This is a genomic window from Stutzerimonas stutzeri (assembly GCF_024448955.1).
In the GTDB taxonomy this organism is placed as follows: Bacteria; Pseudomonadota; Gammaproteobacteria; order Pseudomonadales; family Pseudomonadaceae; genus Stutzerimonas; species Stutzerimonas stutzeri_AQ.
The window spans coordinates 19,476-40,002 of the sequence record NZ_JAMOIH010000011.1; the positions used below are offsets into that span (position 1 = coordinate 19,476).

The 20,527-nt window shown below is 57.5% G+C and carries 18 protein-coding genes and 1 pseudogene; 2 read left to right on the forward strand and 17 right to left on the reverse strand.

Annotated features, from left to right (window positions below):
- Window positions 1–6: 6 nt before the first annotated feature.
- The 8 genes from NA645_RS12870 to NA645_RS12905 form a co-directional block, all read right to left on the reverse strand.
- Window positions 7–516, reverse strand: a complete 510-nt coding sequence (locus NA645_RS12870; RefSeq protein WP_058076943.1) for a type II toxin-antitoxin system YhaV family toxin — start codon at window positions 514–516, stop codon at window positions 7–9.
- Window positions 513–842, reverse strand: a complete 330-nt coding sequence (locus NA645_RS12875; protein ID WP_058076952.1) for a type II toxin-antitoxin system PrlF family antitoxin — start codon at window positions 840–842, stop codon at window positions 513–515. The genes NA645_RS12870 and NA645_RS12875 overlap by 4 nt, the downstream gene beginning before the upstream one ends.
- Before the next feature lie 303 nt (window positions 843–1,145).
- Entirely contained in the window at window positions 1,146–3,365 is a 2,220-nt protein-coding gene (locus NA645_RS12880; RefSeq protein ID WP_256049167.1) for a DEAD/DEAH box helicase, read from the reverse strand.
- The gene (locus tag NA645_RS12885; RefSeq protein WP_256049168.1) at window positions 3,340–4,635 is read right to left on the reverse strand and encodes an ATP-binding protein; all 1,296 of its coding nucleotides are present in this window, start codon (window positions 4,633–4,635) and stop codon (window positions 3,340–3,342) included. The genes NA645_RS12880 and NA645_RS12885 overlap by 26 nt, the downstream gene beginning before the upstream one ends.
- Window positions 4,632–7,115 (reverse strand): TerB N-terminal domain-containing protein, encoded by a 2,484-nt coding sequence (locus tag NA645_RS12890; RefSeq protein WP_256049169.1) that lies wholly within the window; start codon window positions 7,113–7,115, stop codon window positions 4,632–4,634. The genes NA645_RS12885 and NA645_RS12890 overlap by 4 nt, the downstream gene beginning before the upstream one ends.
- A 208-nt stretch (window positions 7,116–7,323) precedes the next feature.
- Entirely contained in the window at window positions 7,324–7,977 is a 654-nt protein-coding gene (locus NA645_RS12895; RefSeq protein ID WP_256049170.1) for a 3'-5' exonuclease, read from the reverse strand.
- Window positions 7,978–8,496: 519 nt separating this feature from the next.
- Window positions 8,497–8,811, reverse strand: a complete 315-nt coding sequence (locus tag NA645_RS12900) for a hypothetical protein (protein WP_256049171.1) — start codon at window positions 8,809–8,811, stop codon at window positions 8,497–8,499.
- Window positions 8,811–9,215 (reverse strand): DUF6957 family protein, encoded by a 405-nt coding sequence (locus NA645_RS12905; protein WP_256049172.1) that lies wholly within the window; start codon window positions 9,213–9,215, stop codon window positions 8,811–8,813. Before NA645_RS12905 ends, NA645_RS12900 begins: the two co-directional genes overlap by 1 nt.
- A 1,146-nt stretch (window positions 9,216–10,361) precedes the next feature.
- On the opposite strand from NA645_RS12905, the gene NA645_RS12910 reads away from it, so the two are divergent.
- Window positions 10,362–10,979, forward strand: a complete 618-nt coding sequence (locus NA645_RS12910) for an HAD family hydrolase (protein WP_256049173.1) — start codon at window positions 10,362–10,364, stop codon at window positions 10,977–10,979.
- A 618-nt stretch (window positions 10,980–11,597) separates the two neighbouring features.
- On the opposite strand, the gene NA645_RS12915 is transcribed toward NA645_RS12910, so the two are convergent.
- Window positions 11,598–12,113 (reverse strand): DUF2514 family protein, encoded by a 516-nt coding sequence (locus NA645_RS12915; protein ID WP_256049174.1) that lies wholly within the window; start codon window positions 12,111–12,113, stop codon window positions 11,598–11,600.
- A complete protein-coding gene (locus NA645_RS12920) occupies window positions 12,110–12,589 on the reverse strand; it encodes a hypothetical protein (RefSeq protein WP_256049175.1) in 480 nt (159 codons plus the stop codon). The genes NA645_RS12915 and NA645_RS12920 overlap by 4 nt, the downstream gene beginning before the upstream one ends.
- An 87-nt stretch (window positions 12,590–12,676) precedes the next feature.
- On the opposite strand from NA645_RS12920, the gene NA645_RS12925 reads away from it, so the two are divergent.
- Window positions 12,677–13,807 carry an acyltransferase family protein gene (locus NA645_RS12925; protein WP_256049176.1) on the forward strand — a complete coding sequence of 377 codons (1,131 nt, stop codon included), beginning with the start codon at window positions 12,677–12,679 and terminating at the stop codon, window positions 13,805–13,807.
- Window positions 13,808–13,825: 18 nt separating this feature from the next.
- Here NA645_RS12925 and NA645_RS12930 read toward each other — a convergent pair whose 3' ends face one another.
- The 7 genes and pseudogenes from NA645_RS12930 to NA645_RS12960 form a co-directional block, all read right to left on the reverse strand.
- Window positions 13,826–15,517, reverse strand: coding sequence for a hypothetical protein (locus NA645_RS12930; RefSeq protein ID WP_256049177.1), 1,692 nt, complete (start codon window positions 15,515–15,517; stop codon window positions 13,826–13,828).
- Between the two features lie 53 nt (window positions 15,518–15,570).
- Window positions 15,571–16,026 (reverse strand): annotated as a pseudogene (locus tag NA645_RS12935) (AMP-binding protein); the annotation flags it as partial.
- A 152-nt stretch (window positions 16,027–16,178) separates the two neighbouring features.
- Complete coding sequence (locus NA645_RS12940; protein WP_256049179.1) at window positions 16,179–16,946, reverse strand: SDR family NAD(P)-dependent oxidoreductase; 768 nt, start codon at window positions 16,944–16,946, stop codon at window positions 16,179–16,181.
- The gene (locus NA645_RS12945) at window positions 16,946–18,118 is read right to left on the reverse strand and encodes an acyl-CoA dehydrogenase family protein (RefSeq protein WP_256049180.1); all 1,173 of its coding nucleotides are present in this window, start codon (window positions 18,116–18,118) and stop codon (window positions 16,946–16,948) included. The genes NA645_RS12940 and NA645_RS12945 overlap by 1 nt, the downstream gene beginning before the upstream one ends.
- Entirely contained in the window at window positions 18,115–18,876 is a 762-nt protein-coding gene (locus tag NA645_RS12950) for a histidine phosphatase family protein (RefSeq protein ID WP_256049181.1), read from the reverse strand. The genes NA645_RS12945 and NA645_RS12950 overlap by 4 nt, the downstream gene beginning before the upstream one ends.
- The gene (locus NA645_RS12955; protein WP_152480962.1) at window positions 18,873–19,232 is read right to left on the reverse strand and encodes a DUF6285 domain-containing protein; all 360 of its coding nucleotides are present in this window, start codon (window positions 19,230–19,232) and stop codon (window positions 18,873–18,875) included. Before NA645_RS12955 ends, NA645_RS12950 begins: the two co-directional genes overlap by 4 nt.
- Entirely contained in the window at window positions 19,229–20,287 is a 1,059-nt protein-coding gene (locus NA645_RS12960; RefSeq protein ID WP_152480963.1) for a phosphotransferase family protein, read from the reverse strand. The genes NA645_RS12955 and NA645_RS12960 overlap by 4 nt, the downstream gene beginning before the upstream one ends.
- Window positions 20,288–20,527: the final 240 nt, after the last annotated feature.

Consider the following 20,527-nt stretch of genomic DNA (forward strand, 5'->3'; position numbering starts at 1 on the left):
CTCTCACTACACCGTTGTCGCCCTAGCCAATGATTCCTGCATCCGCAGCAATTCTGTTTGCGCCTCAGCCAAGAGCCGATCCCAGTCGTCAGGCGGGTGCCCGCTTTCCAGCATTTTTCGAAACACCCGATAGGCATCGTCGCTACTTTGATAGGCGCGTTTTGTGTCTTCGTCATTCACCCAAGCGAAGACGATCACCTTGCTCGGGGCGTGGTAGCGAAAAAATAGTCGGTACTGCTGAAAGAACTTAGCGCGAAACCAGTGCTTGTGATCGTCACCGAGCGTCCCGCCCTGGCGGTATTCCGGTCGAGTCGGATCTTGTGGGATGACATCAAACGCCAGCTTGATGACCGCAGCCAGTCGTTTACTGGCATTCTTCTTCACATACCCGACGGGGTCTTTTTGCTTAAAGGTCTCGACTTGCAGCGCCAGCGCTTCCATCTGTGCGATGAAAAGTGGATGAGCAAAAACCGTCCAGCCATGAATGACAAAAGGCTCGGGCTTTCCTGCGCTCATTCATCATCCGCCGACAGGACATTATCGAGATCGACATCGACGCCGGCTACCAATGATTGGAGCCGTTGGACGAGCCCAACATCCACAGATTGCAGCCGCTCGGGATGGCGTGTGATGTCAGCAGCCAGAAAGCCGAGGAACTGACCGAGCACTGGGTCGTCGCTGTCGGATGCTTCGACGCGCGTTAGCACCACTTCTCCGCTGGGGCGAATGGTGTAGTGAATCTTGTCGCGCTTGCCCAGCTTGAGAGCACGACGGACGGTTTCCGGCACCGTGGTCTGGTAGCGATCGGTAAGGGTGGATTCGACTTCGAAGGTGGCGGCCATGGCAGTCTCCTGCGGATCGGGTTTGACGCCCGCATGGTAATGCAATCGCATTGCCAGAGCAATACGAAGCATTGTTTTCCTACAGAACTCGTGTGCAACGGATTCGCTGGTCGCCTAGACATCACAGCCGCTGGAATCAACTTTTTCATAAACAACAGCGTCAGATCAAACCGCCCGGCCCTTGGAAAAGCCCGCCGTATCAGCTCAGGCAGCTTTGGGCCGAAGCCAGACCGCGGTCCATCTTGACCAGATGAACCAAAGTCGGCTTTCAACAAAGCAGGCACCACACGAATAAGCTAGATATCAGGCCGTCTCCGCAGGCTGGCTCACTAGAGCCAATGCCAAGGCCTTTGCTCCACCCAAGTCCAAATGCATCGTGGCGTAAGACTGCATGAGTAATGCTGGCGGAAGCACCCAATCCCATTTTTCTTGAGCCATGTTCTGTACGTCCGCCAGAACAGCGGATTCATCAATACCGTCCCACTCGGCGATCTCACGCAGCTTGCTTTCAAGCGACGTCCGATCTCCCTCAACCTCGATGACCAACCCGCTGTTCTCACTGGCTAGTCCGGTGTGCGTCAACAAGATGGCTAGGGCATCGTTTGTCCAATCGCCTCGCCAGCTGAAAAGGTAAGTCTTACCTCCGCTTTCGGTCATGCTCGAATGTGCCAGTCCAAGGTCCGAAAAAGCGCTACGTGCCTGAGCTAGTAGCTCTTGTGCCGTAGTATCAAGATAGGGGTAGACGTCCGCCTCCAACAAGACGCTCCTCATCTCTTGCCGAACCCGATCATGTACACGGGCTCCAAGCCCGTCAAAGGACGGGGGAGCACCACCGGGATCGGATCTCACGACAACGACCTTGGCCTCAGTGTCCACGCTCGTTACCCGCCAGCGGCGCCCAGCAAAGATGATTCGCTGATCGACGGTCAATGGCCTGGAGACGGGCAATGCGCCAAGTGGTTTGCCATCGCATACCAGGCGGAACTCTTCATTACTGACAAATGCACTGTAGAAGTCGTAGTGGTTGATCAGGCGTTCCCCCACTACGCCGGGTAGCAGGAGCCCCGATGTTTCCTGGGTTATCAAATCGCGCTCACCGAAGGCACGAAGCAAACTGAGGAAGCTGCCCTGCTCCACCCCAGTGAACGGACCACTGCGTATCAAGGTGCTCCAAAGCTCTGCAGCTGTAGCTCCACCCCGCTGGGCTATCACCGAGAGGCACTGCTGTACCAGCGTCGATAAATGAAGGCCATGAACACGAGGAGGCTCGAACCAGCCCTGCATCAACAACCGGATCATCGCGATGCTTTGCAGCAAACCCTGGCGAAGTCGATCTGACAGGGGCGAGCCATCGTCTAGCTGACGCTCCTTGCAGTAACTTCGGAGAATGGCTGCCTCTCCCGGACGGCGTCCGGATCGCCCCAAGCGTTGACGCAAGCTAGCTACCGATGGCGGAGCCCCGATCTGCACTACCGTCTTGATGCTGCCGATATCGACCCCAAGCTCCAGCGTGGTAGTGCAGACTGCGGTGGCAGGCCGGTCACCGGCTTTCAGCGCTTTCTCGGTTTCCTCTCGAATGTCCTTCGCCAAACTGCCGTGATGCGGCCAGAACTCGTTCGGTACACCATCCTGCTCGCAACGGCGCCGCAGATTGTCAGCGAACCACTCAACCTGAGTTCGACTGTTGGGGAAGATCAAGTTATTGCTGCCCCGTAGCACCTGAAAGAGATGCTCTGCGATGGCATGGTCCGGAGAAAAAACATCGTCACCTTCAGGCTGTACCGGGAGCGTCTTCTTGGACTCCACATACCCTCTGATCTGAACCTTAAGTATCTGGCCACTACCCTTGGATTCGATCACCGACACATGATGAGGGGCATTGGGACGTAAGAAGGCAGCAGCCAGCGTCATGTCGCCCAACGTGGCGGAAAGACCAACCCTGGGCAGGGGGCGATCAATGATTGTTTCAACACGATGCATGAGTGACTGCAGCTGCTTGCCTCGCTCACTACCGATAAAGGCATGGAGCTCATCCACCACCAGGTACCGCAGGTTGGCAAACAATCCCGCTAGGCTGGTTCCCTTGTTCACGAACAGAGCTTCGAGCGACTCCGGCGTGATCAGCAGAATGCCTTCCGGGGACTTGAGGAAGCGATGTTTGCGGCTCGCTGAGATATCCCCATGCCAAGCAATGACAGGAAGCTCAAGCTCATCGCAAAGCCTCGCCAAACGATCCCACTGGTCATTGATGAGAGCCTTCAGCGGGCTGATGTAAAGCACCGCCCCAGGCTTTTCCGTGTCCTGCAGGAGATTGGTAAGGATGGGCAGAAACGCGGCTTCGGTTTTGCCTGCAGCTGTAGCCGCCGCGATGATGACATCCTGGTCGGCCCCCAAGAGCGCAGGGATAGCACGCTCCTGGGCGTCCCGCAGGGAGGTCCAGCCCTCGGTCCATATCCAGCGCTGGATTCGCGGTTCAAGGAGTTCGAAGCCAACCGATTCAGAGCTGGAAGGTGGCAAGCTCATCGTCCGCATCCACTTGGATATCGGCCTCACCGCCTCGATCCGGTGCAATCTCCACGGCACCCAACAGGGTCCGCCAATCAGCGTCAGGATTCTGCTCCAACACCGCTAGCAGGCTGATGAATGCGGTAATGGTCGTCCGCGGGGTACGGAAGTAGGCCTCACCCATCCGCTGGTTGCAGTGGGCCATAAACAGCGGCAATGCTTCGTCGGGTAGCAAATAGCGCTCGCTCACGCCTGCCGCGTATACATGACGCAGTTTCTGCAGCAGCACGTAGAAATCCTCAGGTGTCAGACTAGTGAGGCGTATGACAGGGCCGGACAGATCTACCAGCCCGGACTTGGCGAAGTTATTTTCAGCCAGACGCGACTGCAGCGCCGGATAGCTGTAGAGGCCGCGGCGCGTATCCATGAGAAATTCGGGTGTACCGCCCAGCACAAAACCAAGCCCCTCAGCAGAGCCCTGCAGGGAGTCATTGAGGATACGAAGAATCTGCTCGTAGTTAGCGTTACGAGCTTGGGTGTTGGAAAGTTTGTACAGGTTCACCAGCTCATCGAGACATACCATCAACCCGCTAAAGCCGGCCAACCGAACAAATCGCGCAAGCAGCTTGAGCTGATCGTAGACCGAACCATCGTCGACGATGGTTCGCACCCCCAGTGCGGTGCGGGCATCTGTCTTGGTAGTGAACTCGCCACGCAACCAGCGGATAGCATCAGCCTTGAGCTGCTCGTTACCCTCTTCGAAGCCTCTGCAATAGGCCGCGATTACATCAGCAAAGTCATAGCCGTTGACCATCTCTGTCAGTTGGTCTAGATGCTCGCGAATCACAGCCTCGCTGTCTTTGCCGGACGCTTTGGCTTCCTTTTTGGCCTGTGCCACGAATTTCTCGACTATTCCTTGCAGAGCGCCGCCATCAGGCTTAGTTCGGGTGGACATATTCTTGGCCAATTCGGCATACAGCGAGCGAGCCTGCCCACCAGTAGCATGGAGACGACGATCCGGGTTCAGATCGGCATGCATGGTGACGAGCTTGCGCTCCATCGCGATAGAGCGAACCAGGTTGAGGAAGAATGTCTTGCCTGCACCATACTCACCGATCACTACGCGGAACGCGGAACCGCTTTCCGCGAGGCGCTCCACATCACGGATGAGTGCTTCCAGCTCCCCGACACGCCCCACTTGAATCAGGTGCTGGCCTGCACGGGGAACGACGCCGGCGCGCAGGGACTGGATGACCGCATCGCGGTCCTTGGCTCTGATGCTGCTCATAGCGGTAGTTTGTCCATAATGTCAGGGTTGACTTCGAAGGGGTCTTCCCCTTCGGTGACTGGCATATCGAAATGCTCAAATGCCATGTCGTTGATCTGCTCCAATGCTCCGTCGAGCATGAGTTCCATATCGCTTGCTACGGCCCCCAACTCGTCACGAGACCACTCGGTACGGGATACGAGTACACGCAGGAAGGCTGAGTGATCGGCGTCTAAGCCACAAACGGAGGAAGTATCCTCAACAGTCTCTTCCACAACTACGTCATCTGGCTCAGCAGTCTTGTCGTCAACGAAAACCTGAGCCAGCAGCGCAGATACCTGTTCCGTTTCACGCTGCAACTGAGCGATGCGCTCCTTGTCCAGAGCAAATCCGCCAACGGGCTTGGACGGAGTTGCTCCGGGTATGGAAGGCGTTGTCTGCGATGAGCCTACGGGGCTGCCACTAGCGGCCACATGAAGGTCGCTGTACAGCGATTGCGGATCCAGCTGCAGGGTCTTGTAGACGCGCTCCAGCAACTTCACCTCTGCGGGGCTAACCTCGCCGTCGACCTGCGCCAAGTGAGCGAGAAAAGCCGCCACAACCCTCTTCGCCGGCTCGGCCAGGGGCTCCAGTTTCTTCTTCAGGCTTTGCAGGGTTGGTGGCTGGTTAAGCTGCAGACGCAGGTGGGCCTTCAGGCGTTTCCGATGAGCACCGCTCAGGTGACTCCAGGAGTCGATATGCTGGGATAGCAGCATAATTTCCTGCGGCGACGTGTCACCATCGGCCGCCGCCACAGCACAAGCAAGGTCCAACGTAACAGAGGCGGCGCTATAAGCCGGCGAAGAACGCAGATCACCATCTTCAGCCTGGGTCGCAAAGAGCGCCACATTGTCCTCTGCCTTGGGTGTTCGGCTGCCTGTCAGCACATCCGGCTCGATACCGATGTGTAAAGACTCCAGAGCGCGGGCGAGCGTCAGAACCTTGTCTCGCGACAGGCTACTTGCACTCTGCAGTCGCCCTGCCAGCTCACCGAAGCTCATGACCACCATGCCGTCACCGATGCGTTGCTTTAGCTCGGCGAGCGCTGTTCGAGCTGCTGGCGGCCACAGGTTTACGGGCAGCTGTAACAGCCCTTCTAGTGCATCAGGAGTGCCGGGGTTGCGGCCGAGATAACGACTGTAGGGCTCCAACTGCACCGTGCATTCGTCAACCAACTGCTGCAGCTTCTTCCGAGCTGCGCTAGTCGCAGTGACATCAGGGATACCGGATAGGCCATCCAGCTCTTGGGGTGGTAGACCCGCAGAAGCGGTGTTGTATTGGAGTCTCAGACGGGTCTTGTTCTGAGGGAGCACCATACCGGCGCCATAACGTTCCTCGTAGCGCATGCAGAACAACTGGGCGAACGCTTCTTTACAGCGGGTTACGGGTGTCCGCTTCCCGATGTTGTGATCAGACAGCACCCAGGCCAACGCCCAGTCAGCCGGCATTGGTTGCTTGTCAGCCGCCAACTGACCCAGGCCAATACGCAGCTCTACAGGCATTTCGTAGCCGTAAGGTAACGGTGCCGGCGGCGCCTTTTGATAGCGCCTGGCGAGTATTTGGCCTTGGCGGAGGAAGTCTACGAAGCGACTGGCGTAGTTATTGAAGGAGTTATTCTTGCCATAGATCGAGAGCAGCCGCTCCACCTCGGCAATTATGATAGGTATGTCGGCCGCGGCAGCCTGATCCGTCTTGGCGTCGACAAAAACCCTACGCTCAAGACCGTAGAAGAATAGGAACACGTAGCCGATGTTGGCATGCGGAGCCTTTCGACCACTGGATAGCCATTGCAAATATGCGCGGCGGGCCTCAGGAGAGATGCTGTCGTAACTGGGCCAGTAAGAGGTGAGACGCTCAGATATATCGACGATGCCCCGTGCGACCTTCAGTTTCGGGTTGATCAGTGACGGTTCCGAAGGTCCATTGCGCCTGTTTTTATCTTCGCCGACGTAGATCAGACCAATTGGGATATTTTCGCCCGCCACTTCGATGGTTTCGCCAGCAGAAAGCCACCGCACGTTGGCACTATTCAGGTTCGCCGGCGCGCTCGGAATTCGGTGGGAAGGCCGCTCAGTGGCCTCCAAAGTTACGGTAAAAAAGCCAGAGTCGTCTCGCTTTGCCGAAACCTGCCGGGGCGACGCCGAGACTTGCGCAGGAGCAGAGGGCTCACTTAGTGGCGAGACCTCATCCAATGAAAACGTCAGGCCGGTGCTTATGCCGAGGTCCGAGGAACTTGAACGAGCTCCCCCTTGGGGTGGCCGCATAGTTGTTGCCGAAGACATGACTGACGGTTTGCTGAAGGCCTTTATTACTAGCCACCCGCCTATGCCGACAATGAGTGCTCCGCCCAAGAAAACCCAAACACCCTTGGGAACGGAAGCAAGCCCCCCAATCACTAGGGCACACAGAACCATCGCTCCAGATACACCAGACTTGCTGCTGCGCTTACGCTTCCCTGCCATCGCTTCGACTCCCTATACAAGCATGCTGGCCATTTAGCAGTATCGGCAATTCGGGTGCATCAGCCAATACCTCGCGCCAAGCTACGTGTTGAATCTCTTTATGATGTTATCCAGATGTGTTCCGTATGCACTGGTGAGATGGCGGCTCGATGCGAGCCGGGCGGCCACGGGGTTGAATTGATGAGCAGGCTCAGCGCCGTCCGCCCTACTACGTCGGTTGCCTCGCGCTGAGCAGTAACTGCGCTAACCGTGCCTGATTACGCGCATCGTCGATGGCCCTGTGATGCTCACCCTCCCAGGAAAGGCCTATGCTTTCCACTGCACACTTCAGCCCTAGCGCACGGCAAGCGAAAATCTTCCAAAAGCACTTCTTTAGATTGATATGACGCGCCGGATCCAGCAATACATCTACCCCTGCTCTGAAAGCGTCCTCCTTCAGCTGGTTTCGGTCGTAATCGCCCCAAGAGCACCAGCGCCAGCCTTCTGTATTTCGCGGCCTCAGCCAGTCACCAAGCTGATCTTGTACCTCCGCGAAACGCTTTGCAGTATCGACGTCAGATTGAGATATGCCGGTCAGCCCCGTGCAAAACTCAGTTAGCGTGGGGCGAAGTAGCGGCCGGACAAACTGTCCGAAATGATCGACAATCCTGTACTCCGACTGAACATCCAACAGCGCGATGCCGATTTCGATCGTCTCCATCTCGTCGCGCTGGACCTCCAATACGTGAGCGTTCCGGGCCGCCTCGTTTAGGCCAGCAGGGTAGTCATCGCAAGTCGCTTCCAGATCCACGCAAAGTAACCAGCGACTTTCTCCAAGTTGTTGACGAAGCGCATCAAGCTGCCCCCAACGCTTTACCTGCATGACACCCCGCTCTTCTTTTCCAGAGGATATAAACCTACGAGCATCAGCACGGACCGTCGGCTCAGTTTTATAGTAGTGACACGAGAAACGGATCACTGAATCGTTACTGGGGTTGCGTGTATGCCTTTTGCCCTCTGTGCCAACAGCCAATCCAGTGACAGGCGCCCGCCGTCTTCTTTGAAAGTCACAATAACGTACAAGCTGCCCGTGGCGGTAAACAGCGCCCAAAACCCGCCATGCTCATGAGCTTTCAGTACATCGGAGGTCCGAACCCGGTGACCGTCCTGGAACCTTCCATACACATCCGCCCGCACGTGACGATGAACCACGCCGATACAACAGCCTGCGATTAAATAAGCGTCCGTGAGATACGCCGTAACTTCCCTACCAAAAGACATATCCATTGCTCGCGACAACGCGTCAGATACATCACGTGTTTGGTCGATACTTCGTTTAGTTGAACTCATCACGTCAGCACCCAAATTCGGATCAAAACTCGTTGCCTCCCCCCACTAACGGCTAGCTGTCCAACCAATAATCGTCTCGACCAATACGCCCAAACTTATAGTCTTCATGCTGCGGGGCGTCGCCAAACAAATGATGTATGCGTCGCTCCTGTCGCAGGTACGCCAAGGTCATGAAGAAGCAGGTTTCACACATCCGTACGCGATAACGCTCACCGTCATGTCGCGCGCCGTATCCCCAGTGCGCTTGCAGCACACCGAACTGTTCGCCGTACCCAGGCACTCGCATGGAGGTACCACAGACGTCGCAAGACACATCGGGGTGTCGGTTGTCTGGTACGTCCATGCCCGCCAATATCTGACTACGCATCAAAAAATCCTCAACACAGTAGTGAGCTCGGCGCTTTTGCGAGCCCCCGGGCCAACAAGCACATATCGCGTATTGCGCGTTCTGAATATGCACCCATCGGCAAACTCAATCAGTTGCGTTGTTCGCAGCCAGTCACCCTCTTGGAAACGGTGGGCACTGTCGTACAGCACGCGGCCGGCATACACCATCGCGGGCTGTTGCCCGGACGCGAGTAACGTTTCTCGTATCGCGTCAGGCATGATGAGATCGATCCATATCCAGTCACGCACAACACAGAACGGCACCTCGTCAAACAACGCAGCCACTGAGCCGCGCGCGCACGCCTCTGCTAACGACATCTCGATACCAGGCATTACCTCACCCGGGGCGTATAACAAATGAGATACTTTCTTTAAATCGTCCATACCATCTCTCTATCTGAGCCATAGATGTCTAGAGGCAGAATCTGGGCAAAACGTCCCTACCTTGACGAACCTACCAAGTATGAAAAGCTTGTTTTCCAATGAGCGTCAGTTCTGACTATTAATATATGGCCTGAAGATCTTAAAGGCGAGCAGCGCAACCCCATCAACCTTCATCATTAAACTACGTACTTTATTCATCGATGCAGGTCTAGAGCATCGCCCCACTACGCTCAGCATTGGACAAAAAACAGCAAACTGAAAACTAAGGCAATGAAAATAATCCAATTCCGACCACTGCTCGTCAAGCACTTTTAGAAAACAAAAAGCCAACCACCGACCACTGGTATTTGTAATACATATATATTGACAAATATCGCCAACACTCACGCACCAGAAAAGCACGAAGATAGCTCTATCGGACGCATCTTGAACTCGGTCAATGACTATTAGGGATCGACACCTATCTCCACGGTCGATGGGAGACTTATTCAACCGGTCCGGAGTCGCCCTTTCGAATTTTGAAATTTCGCACCGGCGGTTATCACCACAAGCGAGGCGCGTCTGTGACGCGGAAGGGTACTGCGAATCATCACGACTACTTAAATGGCAAACGGAAGCAGATGATCTTAGTAATTTGTTGCAAGGGGCAGCTTTAAGAAAGTCGGTGTGCGCTGAGATCTGATTAGTATCACTTAGCCACCTATCTCATGCACGCATGAAGCGCGTCACGTGTCGCAAGACGAACGGCGGCGCCACGAAAATAATTGGAATTATGGCTCAGCAATAATTATGGCTTGTTCATAATTTCACATAACCGCAACGTTACGGAAAAAAACGCAATTAATTACGGTCTGTAGTTGACTTCGACAGCTGCCCCACGCCCCCCCCAGCGAGGGGATAGACTAAGCAGGTTAGCTAACTTAAGGTGACAGGCAGTGAATCTGAAAGTGATCCAGCCAACACGCCATTACGGCTGCGGCCCCTCTCCTTCACAGTGACCCTTGATCGGATGCTCATCGGACAAGCAGCTTCGGAAAGGCTTTATCCTCGTAACCAGTGACCATGCTGGAGCGAGGTATTCGGGGCCAATCAAGCACGTCGGTTGAATGCGCCAGCCTACGATACCCTGTCGTAACGGGATGTCTAATGACCATACAGGCCGTCATTTTTGATGCTTTCGGGACACTGATAAAGATTCAAGATGGGGCGCATCCGTATCGACAGTTGATGAAGATCGGAAAGGCGCATGGGCGGCGCCCCCGAACGGACGACGCGTCTGTCCTGATGAAATCTGCGATAACGTTGACGCAAGCCGCAGCGCATTTAGGGATCACTGCAAGCCCTGAACAATTGAGCAGTCTGGAAACTGTCCTGGCAGATGAGATTGCAGCCGTTGAGGCATATCCGGACGGACTCGAAGCAGTGAAACTGCTCCAAGAACAAGGCATTCGAATCGGTGTTTGCTCGAACCTGGCTTTCCCGTACCGGCAAGCTGTCCTGCGTTGTTACCCCACGCTGGACGCGTATGCATTTAGCTGTGACTTAGGCGTAATGAAGCCGGAACCCGCTATCTACAGTTGGGTTTGCGATCAGCTTGGGGCATCCCCAACCGCATCATGGATGGTCGGTGACTCCCAGCGTTGCGACCGAGATGGGCCAACCGCAGTAGGCATCCGAGGCTTTTTTGTCGACCGAACCAGCAACAACGGTGACTGCGCTGAGCTGGTTACCTTCGCCCATAAGGTACTGGCAAGCACGCCTTGAGCGAACGCTGTCAGCCCCCATCCTTTTTCGCGCCGCTTCGCAGCTCGCGATTGAAACCCAGAATCAGGCTCGCCCGCGATACAAGCTGACCGACGCTTTTTCAGTCCCTCCAAGCAAGGCCACTCCATGAACCTCGAACCGCAGTCGAGATAAGACCGAGAGTTGAGTTGATCATGATCGAGTGCCCATGAGAACACCTTTGAAACCCAAGACGCCTCGCTAGATCATTGGTAACTTCAAACCCAGGTAACGTTTGGCTTCAACGCAGCCTAAATCCAACCGACGTCGGATTGCTCTACTCGCCAATGCATGCAAAACCGCTCTCACAGATAGGTTAATGCCATGCTTGACAAGACTCGAAAGGTTCATATACTCGCGCTCACTGTGAGCAATCCAACAAATCAAAATTTCTTGCACAATGCGCTGAAGCCTTGATTTGGCCGGGATATTGAAGTTTGGGATTCAAATCCCCCCGGCTCCACCAAACAAGCCCCAGAATACGGGGCCTCTAGCGGAAAAGGTTGCTGAGAGTAGCTGAAAATATGTCCCGGTTAGTCGGGGTTTCAGCAACATTTCAGCAACCTTTATTGCTATCCCTCTCAGCCCGTCCGGGCAACCTCAATTCCCCTTCACTGCGTCATACGATTTCTCGCACGCAGTACCCGCTATTCCTCGGTCGTCGGCGACAGCAGCATAGAATTGAGCAGCCGCTCCAATCCTGCCGAACACGTCGGCTCGCACTCGGGCGGCGTCTTCGGCTGACGCGCTGAGCTGGGCAGTGATGGCATTGCCGGCGTCACGACTGCGTTGCTCAGCTGCTGCGAGGCGCTGCTGCAGGCGCTCAAGAGCACTGCCAGCGCGATGAGCATCGATACGCGCTGCAGCCAATTGTTCCTGTGCCTCTGCATCTGCTTTCTCCGTCGCGGCCTGGCGCCGCTGGTTTTCCTGAATCACGAACAGCGCAGCGCGGCGGTCGCGCTCGCTGACTTCGGTGCGGTAGGAGGCAAGATCAGCCTGCGCCTGCGCGGCGTCAGACTGCGCCGATAGCACCCGGATCTGCTGCCCGCCAGCCACAACAGCCAGAGCCAGCACCCACCAGGCCCAGCTGGGCACGAACTTCAGCCAGGCCGTCATCGCATCACCTCACGCACGGCCGCGGCGTAACGAGCCGGCCAGCGCTCCGGATGTGGTTTTCCTGGGCGCCAGGTCCTGGCGTACAGCTCCCAGCCGCCAGTCGCGTCATGTTCACCCGGCAATGGCTTCGGATCGGTCCAGAGCAAAAGCCGGCCGAAGGCAAACGCCAACACATCATCACGCTCGAGCGCTGCCCATACGGCCGCAGGCTCCGGCGCAACACCGCGCGCTGCACACACTCGGCGGGCGTGGTCACGGCTGGACGGGTGATTCAGCACGCCGCGCACGCCGCCGCCCTGCTCGAACTGGAGCAGCCCGCGCGCCGGGCCGGCCGGCCACTGACGGCGCCGCTGCTCCGGGTCTTCCTGCTGCGTGATAGCCAACAGCATGATCTCATCCTCTCGGCTCGACATCCGCGCAGGAAGCAGCGCGAGAGCGGGCGCTATGGCTCGCTCCCGGATTTCAGAGAGGGTCATGGGAACTCCAGGCAGAAAAAAGCCCCGACTGGCGGGGCTGTTAGGTTCGACGCGCCGCTCTCGTGTAAGAAAGGAGAAGGCTGCGATATGATGATGCGCATATCGGAGGCTGGAACCCCTATGACATCCGCACGGATTGATTCTATTCAAGTGCTGCGCGCAATCGCTGCACTGGCTGTCGTGATTTTCCACTCGCATTATGCAGTGGACATATTCGGCAAAGACGCTGCTTACGAAATTCCGTTTTTAGCCAAGTGGGGTTATTTAGGCGTTGACCTTTTCTTTGCAATAAGCGGCTTCATTATTGCCCACATTACGATAGGAAGAAATTTCTCCTTAAAGGAATTTGCCGTACGTAGATTTTTCAGGATTTATCCTATATATGCTTTTTTCTGCCTGATTTCTTTCTACCTATTCCTTACCAAAAACTGGCGCTTCGGCCCTCACGATTTCACGCTTGAAAATCTCGCACTGTCGATCGCGATAGCCCCTATAGATGGATCCCCCGCGTATGGGGTTGGATGGAGCCTGGAGCATGAAATCATTTTCTATGCGACAGCAGCGCTGTGTCTTTCGTTTGGAAATCTAAAGCTCCTGTGCTCTGTAATTTTCGGTGTTGCTGCCGTTGGCTTTGCCAAAGATCTGGCTGTGGCCAGGGGTGTTATTGAACCCTTCTGGGACTACCACCTGCTATCTCCGCTAAATATTTTCTTTCTGACCGGAATGCTTTTACGGTTGTTTTTATCAAAGATAAAAACGCTTGGATGGGCCGCGCCTGCAATGTTATCAGTCGTAACGTGCGCGATCTCTATCAGCCTTATGAAGAATGCCAACGTTGAGCTTCGTATGATTGGGCGCTACTTGGTTTTGGCTGCGGCCATTGCCGCTATGATTATCGCATTCCTGAATTTCAAAATAGATAATCCATCCCGCCTAGACCTAGTCATATACAAGTTCTTTACAGAAATAGGAAACGCATCTTACTCGCTTTACCTTGTTCACTGGATCGTATTGAAAGCGGTCGGGCTACGGTACTTCGTTGAGATGTTCGGCGTTCAGCCATGGGCTGCTGAACTGTGGCGATATTCTTGGATTTTAGCCTGCGTAATAATTTCCCTCCTAATGTATAGGTTCATAGAAAAACCCATCATAAGATTCGGCGAACACGTTTTGCAGCGCAGCAAAAAAGTAACTGAAGTAACGGCGCCCGCTGGATAGGCGCCGTTTGCACAGAATTTATGCCTGAACTTGCCCAAACCCTTTCCAGCCGGAAAGGGTGTAGACCGATCCAGCATAACCCCCAGCGGCAGGAGTGGAGTAAAAGCACTTGTCTCCCTGCTGCCAGGTGCCGCTGGCGGGCGCCGCCGATCCAGAGATAATGAACTGCTTTCTACCGAGCCAATCAGTCTGGAAGATGGGGGCTCCGCCGTACCCGTTGAGGCCGCTTGCAACGGTATTGTTTTCGCCACTCGTACCTAGCGCGTAATTGGTCGAAGACCCATTGACATACGCCGCCCCACCAGCGACCAGCCCGAAAGTATGATTGTCGCTAAGCTTACCGTCAGGCGCGGTGTCCTCGACCCGTACGCTGTACTGTTGAGTCTCTCCGCTTGCGACTCCGAACTTGCATCCCTTCACTGCCCATCGGCTGCAGTTTTGAATGAAGATTGCAGCGGCTCCGCCAACGCCGTTATATCCTGCCTGGTTGTTCGAATAAAGCTCGACGCCGTCAACTTCGCAACCAGTTACACCGCCTGCGGATGACCCGATAGAAACACCGCTCCCGCGGTTGCCCCATATCTTGCCGCCAGTGATAGTCAGGTTTTTTGCCTCCTGACCGGTGGCAACCCCAGTTTGGAAGCCAGAGATGTTCGGTTTTACTACGCGCACGCCGTCCGAAAACTCGCAAAGGATTCCGAGAGCATCTGCAATTGTCCCGTCTGCCTTCAGTACTGGATTTGTTATGACCACACTCTGCGGCAAAACATTAACGGAATCGGAGCCCTTACCGTAACAGCGGATGCCGTATTTCTTGACGTTCCCGCAGGTTATGTTATCGGCCGTGATCCCAAGTCCTATCTGGTTCTTGTAGCGCAGCGGTGCGAAATCGTTGGACTTGTCGCCCGTAAAAACTCCGAGAACACCGAAGGCAGAGTCGGCATATACGTTACTGACAGTTATATTGAACGCGCTGCTGAGCCATACTACAAAGGCGTTCGATCCCGCAGTAGCCCCAAACGAAAGCGTCTCAGCTCGAATATTCTCGATCGTGCAGTTATGCGGGTGCCCTGTTCCAGAAGAACTACCGCCCCACTCCAGAGCCACGACTCGACCGATTGTTGCACTGCTCGGCGCGGTAATATTCTTGATTTCGCAGCCAACACTTTCACCAAACAGAACAACGCCGTTTCCGTTCGACCTGTTAGTCGATACAACTAGATCGTGGATTTTTGCCCTTGATAGGCCTACGCCTGTAGCCTGGTCACCACCAGATACTGGCGCTTGCTTGTCACCGCCGCCCGAAGGGCTTGTCCCAACAACGGTAACCGTGCCGTTATACAGCTGCGACTTAGAGTTGAGGGAGAACGCCCGTAGTCCACCGGTCAACTGGAACTCTACAGTCGAGCCATTCAGGTCAAGCGCCACTCCTTTCGGTACTTCGACAGTGAACGGTAGGACGGTGGAAAGCTCGAACGGCAGGATAGCCAACCGGCCGCCTTGAACTTTCAAGGAGTTCAGTAGAGCGCTCAGCATCCAGCGATCCCCACCGGACGCCGTGTCAATCATGCCGGACTCATAGCCGCTGCGCGCCAAGGCCCACACTTTGACGAAGACACCGGTTCCAACGCCTGCGGTTAGCCAGGTGTTGACTTGTGCAGTGTCGTTGAAGTCCGAAGGAAACGTTCTCGACGGATCGATAACAGCCACGCCGTCATGCAAGGATTTGCTGAGACTTGCTCGCCGATTAGTTCGCCGCCACAGGCCTGCGTATCGTCGATATCGATGACCAACGGAGGCGTCCCCAGCATCGCCAACGCCTGGCGCACGGTGGCGCCGAACTCGCGGTCGCAGATCAGCACCTTGGCGGCCGAATGGCGAAGGATGAAGGCGATGGTCTGCGCCTCCAGACGAATGTTGATGCTGACCAGTACCGCACCGGTTCCGGGCACTCCGTAATGCGCCTCGAGCAGCTCCGGCACGTTGGGCGCGAGGACTGCCACGCGGTCGCCAAGCTGTACCCCGACGCGCTCCAGGGCGCTGGCCAAACGGCGGCTGCGCTGGTGCAACTGGCGGTAGCTGTAGCGGCGCGCACCGTGGATGACCGCGTCACGCTCCGGGTAGATGTGCGCGGCGCGTTTGAGGAAGGACAGCGGCGACAGCGGCACGTGATTAGCGTCATTGGGCGCCAGCTCCGCCTCTAGCATCGAAGGCGTCATGGCTTTCTCCTCACTGCCAGAGCGGCAATCTCGGGGCCAATGGGGCGCGCAGTACTGTGACCTTGAAACATGCAATCCTCCTGACCGTTATCGGTCTGTTGTTCTCTTCGCGGAGCGAAGCTCCGACTGTTCGAAACGCACGCTGCAAACGTTTACAAGCTGCTGCAGAGATGCCCTCCGTCGACCACGATTTCCGCCCCGTTCATCGCCCTGCCGGCATCCGAAGCGAGCAGCAACAAGGCACCATCGAGGTCAGCCGGTAGGCTGAAGCGCCGGTTCGGAATTCGTGCGCGAAGCTTTTCCCCGGCCTCGCCCCGGAGAAATTCCTCGTTCAGGTCGGTCATCACGTAGCCCGGGGCCAAGGCGTTGACACGGATGCCGTAACGCGCCAGTTCCAGCGCCATGGCGCGGGTTAGCTGAGCTAAGCCCGCTTTCGCTGCCAGGTAGGGTGTTACCGCACCGGCGACGCGGCTGGCGGAAATTGAGGTGACGTTGATTAGGCTGCCGCCGCGCTCCGCGGCGACCATCCGCCGCGCGGTTTCCTGGGCAACGATCCAGGCGCCCGAGAGATTGGTATCGAGGATGCGCTGCCAACTTTCGTCGTCGTAATCAAGAAAGGCGCGGCTGTCGCTGACGCCCGCATTGTTGACGAGGATATCCAGCGGCCCGACTTCGTCGAGACAACGACAAACATCCTGGCGCCGGGTCACGTCGAGGGCGAAAGCCTGTGCGCGACCACCCGCGGCTTCGATATCGGCGACCAACTCGCGCAGCTGCTCGGTGCGCCTCGACGCGACGGCAACCTCGGCGCCGGCCGCCGCCAGCGTCAGGGCAAAATGCCGGCCCAGGCCACTGGAGGCGCCGGTAACCAATGCACGGCGACCGTCAAGATCAAACAGTCTGGCAATAGGCGGTTGCATCAGTGTTCTCCTACGCGGCGGTCGAGGATCTTCTTCGCCAGGCTCATGCGGTGCACTTCGCTCGGACCGTCGTAGATGCGGAACGGGCGAATGTCACGAAAGATCCGCTCGACCACGGTGTCCCGAATCACCCCACGGGCACCGAGCACCTGCACACAGCGATCTACCACCCGCCACAGGGCTTCGGCGCTGATCACCTTGGCCATGCTCGAATCGACGTTTGCGCGCTGGCCTTGATCGAGCACCCAGGCGCAATGCCAGACCGCCAGACGAACAATGTGCAGATCCATCATGTTGTCCGCCAGCATGAAGCCGACGCCCTGGTGCTCGCCCAGCGGTTTGCCGAAGGAGTTGCGCGTACGTGCGTAGTCGCAGGCGATGTCGTGGGCACGCCGGGCGGCGCCCAGCCAGCGCATGCAGTGGGTCAGCCGTGCGGGCGCCAGGCGCACCTGGGCGTAACGGAAACCCTTGCCGATCTCGCCGAGTACATCGCTGGCCGGCACGCGCAGATTGTCGAAGCGCAACTGCCCGTGGCCGCCGGTGAAGCAGCTGTCCAGCGAGTCCAGCTGGCGCTCGTGAACGATGCCTTCGCGGTTCATGTCGGAAAGGAACATGGTCGCGCTGCCGTCCTCCATACGCGCCATGATGATCACGAAGCCGGCGCCGTCGGCCCCGGTAATCAACCATTTGGTGCCGTTGATGAGGTAATCGTCGCCATCGCGGGTCGCGGTGGTGCTGAGCATCGACGGATCGGACCCCGAGCCCGGCGCCGGTTCGGTCATGGCGAAGCAGGAGCGTGTGTGGCCCTGTACCAACGGACGCAGCCAGCGATCCTTCTGCGCTTCGGTGGCAACAACGTCCATCAGGTGGATGTTGCCCTCGTCAGGGGCGTGGATGTTCAGCGCCACTGGCCCGAGTGGCGAATAGCCTGCCTCCTCGAAGACTATGGCCTTAGCCGCATGGCTCAGTCCCTGGCCGCCCATTTCGCGACTGGCGTGAGGCGTCAGCAAACCGGCCGCACTGGCGCGCGCCAGCAACTCCAGACGCAGGGCTTCGCTGGGACCATGGGCACTCTGCCGCGGGTCGCTCTCCAGCGGGATTACCTGCTCGGCAATGAAGATGCGGGTCTTCTCTTGCAGGGCAAGCAGTTCATCGGGAATGGTGAAGTTCATGGCTGTACTCTGTTCTCGGCTCGGTGCGGTTCTATAGGCGCGGCGAACAAGGCGATCTGCGCATGGATACGCTCCATCACTGTTCGCGGCTCGCTGGTCTTGTGCAGGTCATAGGGGGTCAGATTGACCACACGGACGAAGCGCTGAAGGACGTGCTCGCCCTGCATGTCGATGTCGATGATGTTCAGGCACGCGTTATCCTGCTCCAGTGCAGCAGCGCAACCGCGACTGCCACCCAACGCCCAGCCGAGCAGCAGACGATTGACTGCGTCGTGGCTGACGATCAGCAGCTGCTGCCAGTCCGGCTCGTGAAGCAGTCCCCGGAAGCGCTGCAATATGCGTGTTTCGAAGGCATCCCAGCGCTCACCGCCGAGGAAGTCGCCACCCACATCGTCGAGGTTGGCGTAGGCCTGGCAAACGCGCTGCTGCAACTGCTCTAAGGCGATTTCGCGCAAGCGCCCGGCGCGCACTTCACGCAACGCGGCGCTTTCCTCAAGCGTCGTTCCCCGGCCATCGAGAAGCAGCTCGGCGGTCTGGCGCGCGCGTGGGTAATCGGAGCACAGCGCCCGGTCGAAGCTCAGCGGCGCGAGAAGCTCTGCCAGCGCTTGCACTTGCCTCGTGCCTTCGGCGGAGAGCGGCACGCTGCGTGGATCGAGAGGCTGACCGCTGGCATCGAAGTAATCGACATGGCCATGGCGCACCAGGTAGACACGGCGACGGTGTATGGGCAGGACGTCGGCGGTGAACGATACGCTCATGGCAACGCCTTCGGATTGCTGATCGCGAGTTGCGCGACGGTGGTCTGCCGCAGCGCATCGAGAAGCGCGCCCTGCGTTTCTGGAGCATCGTAACGACCCGTACGGATGGCCTCGCCCAGCGCTCGGCGAGCGGCATTCGCAGACGGCAAATGCTCTCCCAGCAACAGCTGCAGGCACTCTCTCTCCTGCGCCTCAGCCTGGGCGCAGGCCTGGCACTCACGCGCCGCGATGGCCATGGCGTTGGCCACCATCAGCGTCGTGTAGCGCAATTCGCTGGGCAGTGCCGGCAGCAACTCCTGAAGTAGCGTCTGACGGGCAACTTCCAGCAGTTCTCGAGCATCGGGCTGACGGCTCATCGTGCGCCTCCTGCGGTCAGGCGGAGGATGTCCAGCTCCAACTCGGGTAGCAGACGTCCGGTGAGTGCGAGCTCCAGCGACGGCTCTTCACCGGAAAGATGGCGTTGCGCCTGCTGCAGGGCGATCACCGCCCAGCGCAGAGTTGCCATCACCTGCCAGTAATCCAATTGCTCGCGGTCGATATGCAATGCGGAAACCTCGCGGTAACCGCGCAGGAAATCCTCAAGTTTGCCGATGCCGCCGGCTTCCAAATCCGGCCGGGCGAAACGCCAGCAGCGGGCGGTAAACCAGCCGATGTCCTCGCGTGGATCGCCCCAGCCGGTGAACTCCCAATCGAGGACTGCCTGCAGAGCACCTTCACTGGCCAGGTAGTTGCCGGTGCGGTAGTCGCGATGCAACAGGCAGACGACGCTATCGCGCGGCGCGTTGAGTTCGCACCAGCGCAGGCCCCACTCCAGCACGGGCTGGGCTCGCGCCTGGCTGTCGAGGAATTCGCGGTAAGTGGCGATGGCCGAGAGCGCTGGCGTGGCGCTCGGCGGCGGCAGGAAGTCCAGTTCGGCACATGGCGGGCGCAGGCGATGCAGCCGCGCCAGGTTGGAGCCAAGCTCGGCGGCCAGTTGCGGATTTCCGTTGGCCGCACCCTTACCGCTGAGCAGATAGCCCGCAGCGACGCCGGGCAGCATTTCCATCAAGAAGAAGGCGCGGCCGATCACATGTGTGTCACGGCACAACCATAGCGGCCGCGGCACCTTCACACCGGCGCGGTGGACCAAGGTCAGCACGGCGAACTCTTCGGCGCGACCCAGGCTGGCCGACAGCGCCGAGGCGGCGTCGCTGCGCAGCACCCAGCGTTGCACGCCGGCCCATGGCCCTCCTTCGACTTGCAGTTCGAACAGCCAGTTTTCCTGGATCGCCCCGCCGGAAAGCCGCTTGCGCTGCAAGATGACTACCTGCTGTGCTTCGGCCTGGCGGCGAATGAACGCCAGCAAGTTTTCGTCGTTCGCCGCATCGCTGTGTGCGCCAGCGACTGGAGATGCTGCCTTGAGACTACTCATGGGATCGATGCGCCCTGCCCTTTGAATTTTTATCGAGATTTGCATATGGCGACGTAGCTGGAGCAACTGTCGGGCCAAGTGCACATAAGGATTGCGTGATCATCTGCAAAACCGCGCCGTTCGAGGCCTGCGACGAATCGGCCAGCCTCGTCAGCGAATTGCACTGACCCTGGCTGTTTCACTTGCGCAACGAATCTGTTCAACTCTGAAAATTGATTTCATTCTTGAATGAGGTTGGCG

Excerpts from the sequence above, each read along its gene's own strand:
- NA645_RS12870 (WP_058076943.1), bottom strand. The coding sequence starts at position 516 with ATGAGCGCAGGAAAGCCCGAGCCTTTTGTCATTCATGGCTGGACGGTT.
- NA645_RS12875 (WP_058076952.1), bottom strand. The coding sequence starts at position 842 with ATGGCCGCCACCTTCGAAGTCGAATCCACCCTTACCGATCGCTACCAG.
- NA645_RS12880 (WP_256049167.1), bottom strand. The coding sequence starts at position 3,365 with ATGAGCTTGCCACCTTCCAGCTCTGAATCGGTTGGCTTCGAACTCCTT.
- NA645_RS12885 (WP_256049168.1), bottom strand. The coding sequence starts at position 4,635 with ATGAGCAGCATCAGAGCCAAGGACCGCGATGCGGTCATCCAGTCCCTG.
- NA645_RS12890 (WP_256049169.1), bottom strand. The coding sequence starts at position 7,115 with ATGGCAGGGAAGCGTAAGCGCAGCAGCAAGTCTGGTGTATCTGGAGCG.
- NA645_RS12895 (WP_256049170.1), bottom strand. The coding sequence starts at position 7,977 with ATGCAGGTAAAGCGTTGGGGGCAGCTTGATGCGCTTCGTCAACAACTT.
- NA645_RS12900 (WP_256049171.1), bottom strand. The coding sequence starts at position 8,811 with ATGCGTAGTCAGATATTGGCGGGCATGGACGTACCAGACAACCGACAC.
- NA645_RS12905 (WP_256049172.1), bottom strand. The coding sequence starts at position 9,215 with ATGGACGATTTAAAGAAAGTATCTCATTTGTTATACGCCCCGGGTGAG.
- NA645_RS12910 (WP_256049173.1), top strand. The coding sequence starts at position 10,362 with ATGACCATACAGGCCGTCATTTTTGATGCTTTCGGGACACTGATAAAG.
- NA645_RS12915 (WP_256049174.1), bottom strand. The coding sequence starts at position 12,113 with ATGACGGCCTGGCTGAAGTTCGTGCCCAGCTGGGCCTGGTGGGTGCTG.
- NA645_RS12920 (WP_256049175.1), bottom strand. The coding sequence starts at position 12,589 with ATGACCCTCTCTGAAATCCGGGAGCGAGCCATAGCGCCCGCTCTCGCG.
- NA645_RS12925 (WP_256049176.1), top strand. The coding sequence starts at position 12,677 with ATGATGATGCGCATATCGGAGGCTGGAACCCCTATGACATCCGCACGG.
- NA645_RS12940 (WP_256049179.1), bottom strand. The coding sequence starts at position 16,946 with ATGCAACCGCCTATTGCCAGACTGTTTGATCTTGACGGTCGCCGTGCA.
- NA645_RS12945 (WP_256049180.1), bottom strand. The coding sequence starts at position 18,118 with ATGAACTTCACCATTCCCGATGAACTGCTTGCCCTGCAAGAGAAGACC.
- NA645_RS12950 (WP_256049181.1), bottom strand. The coding sequence starts at position 18,876 with ATGAGCGTATCGTTCACCGCCGACGTCCTGCCCATACACCGTCGCCGT.
- NA645_RS12955 (WP_152480962.1), bottom strand. The coding sequence starts at position 19,232 with ATGAGCCGTCAGCCCGATGCTCGAGAACTGCTGGAAGTTGCCCGTCAG.
- NA645_RS12960 (WP_152480963.1), bottom strand. The coding sequence starts at position 20,287 with ATGAGTAGTCTCAAGGCAGCATCTCCAGTCGCTGGCGCACACAGCGAT.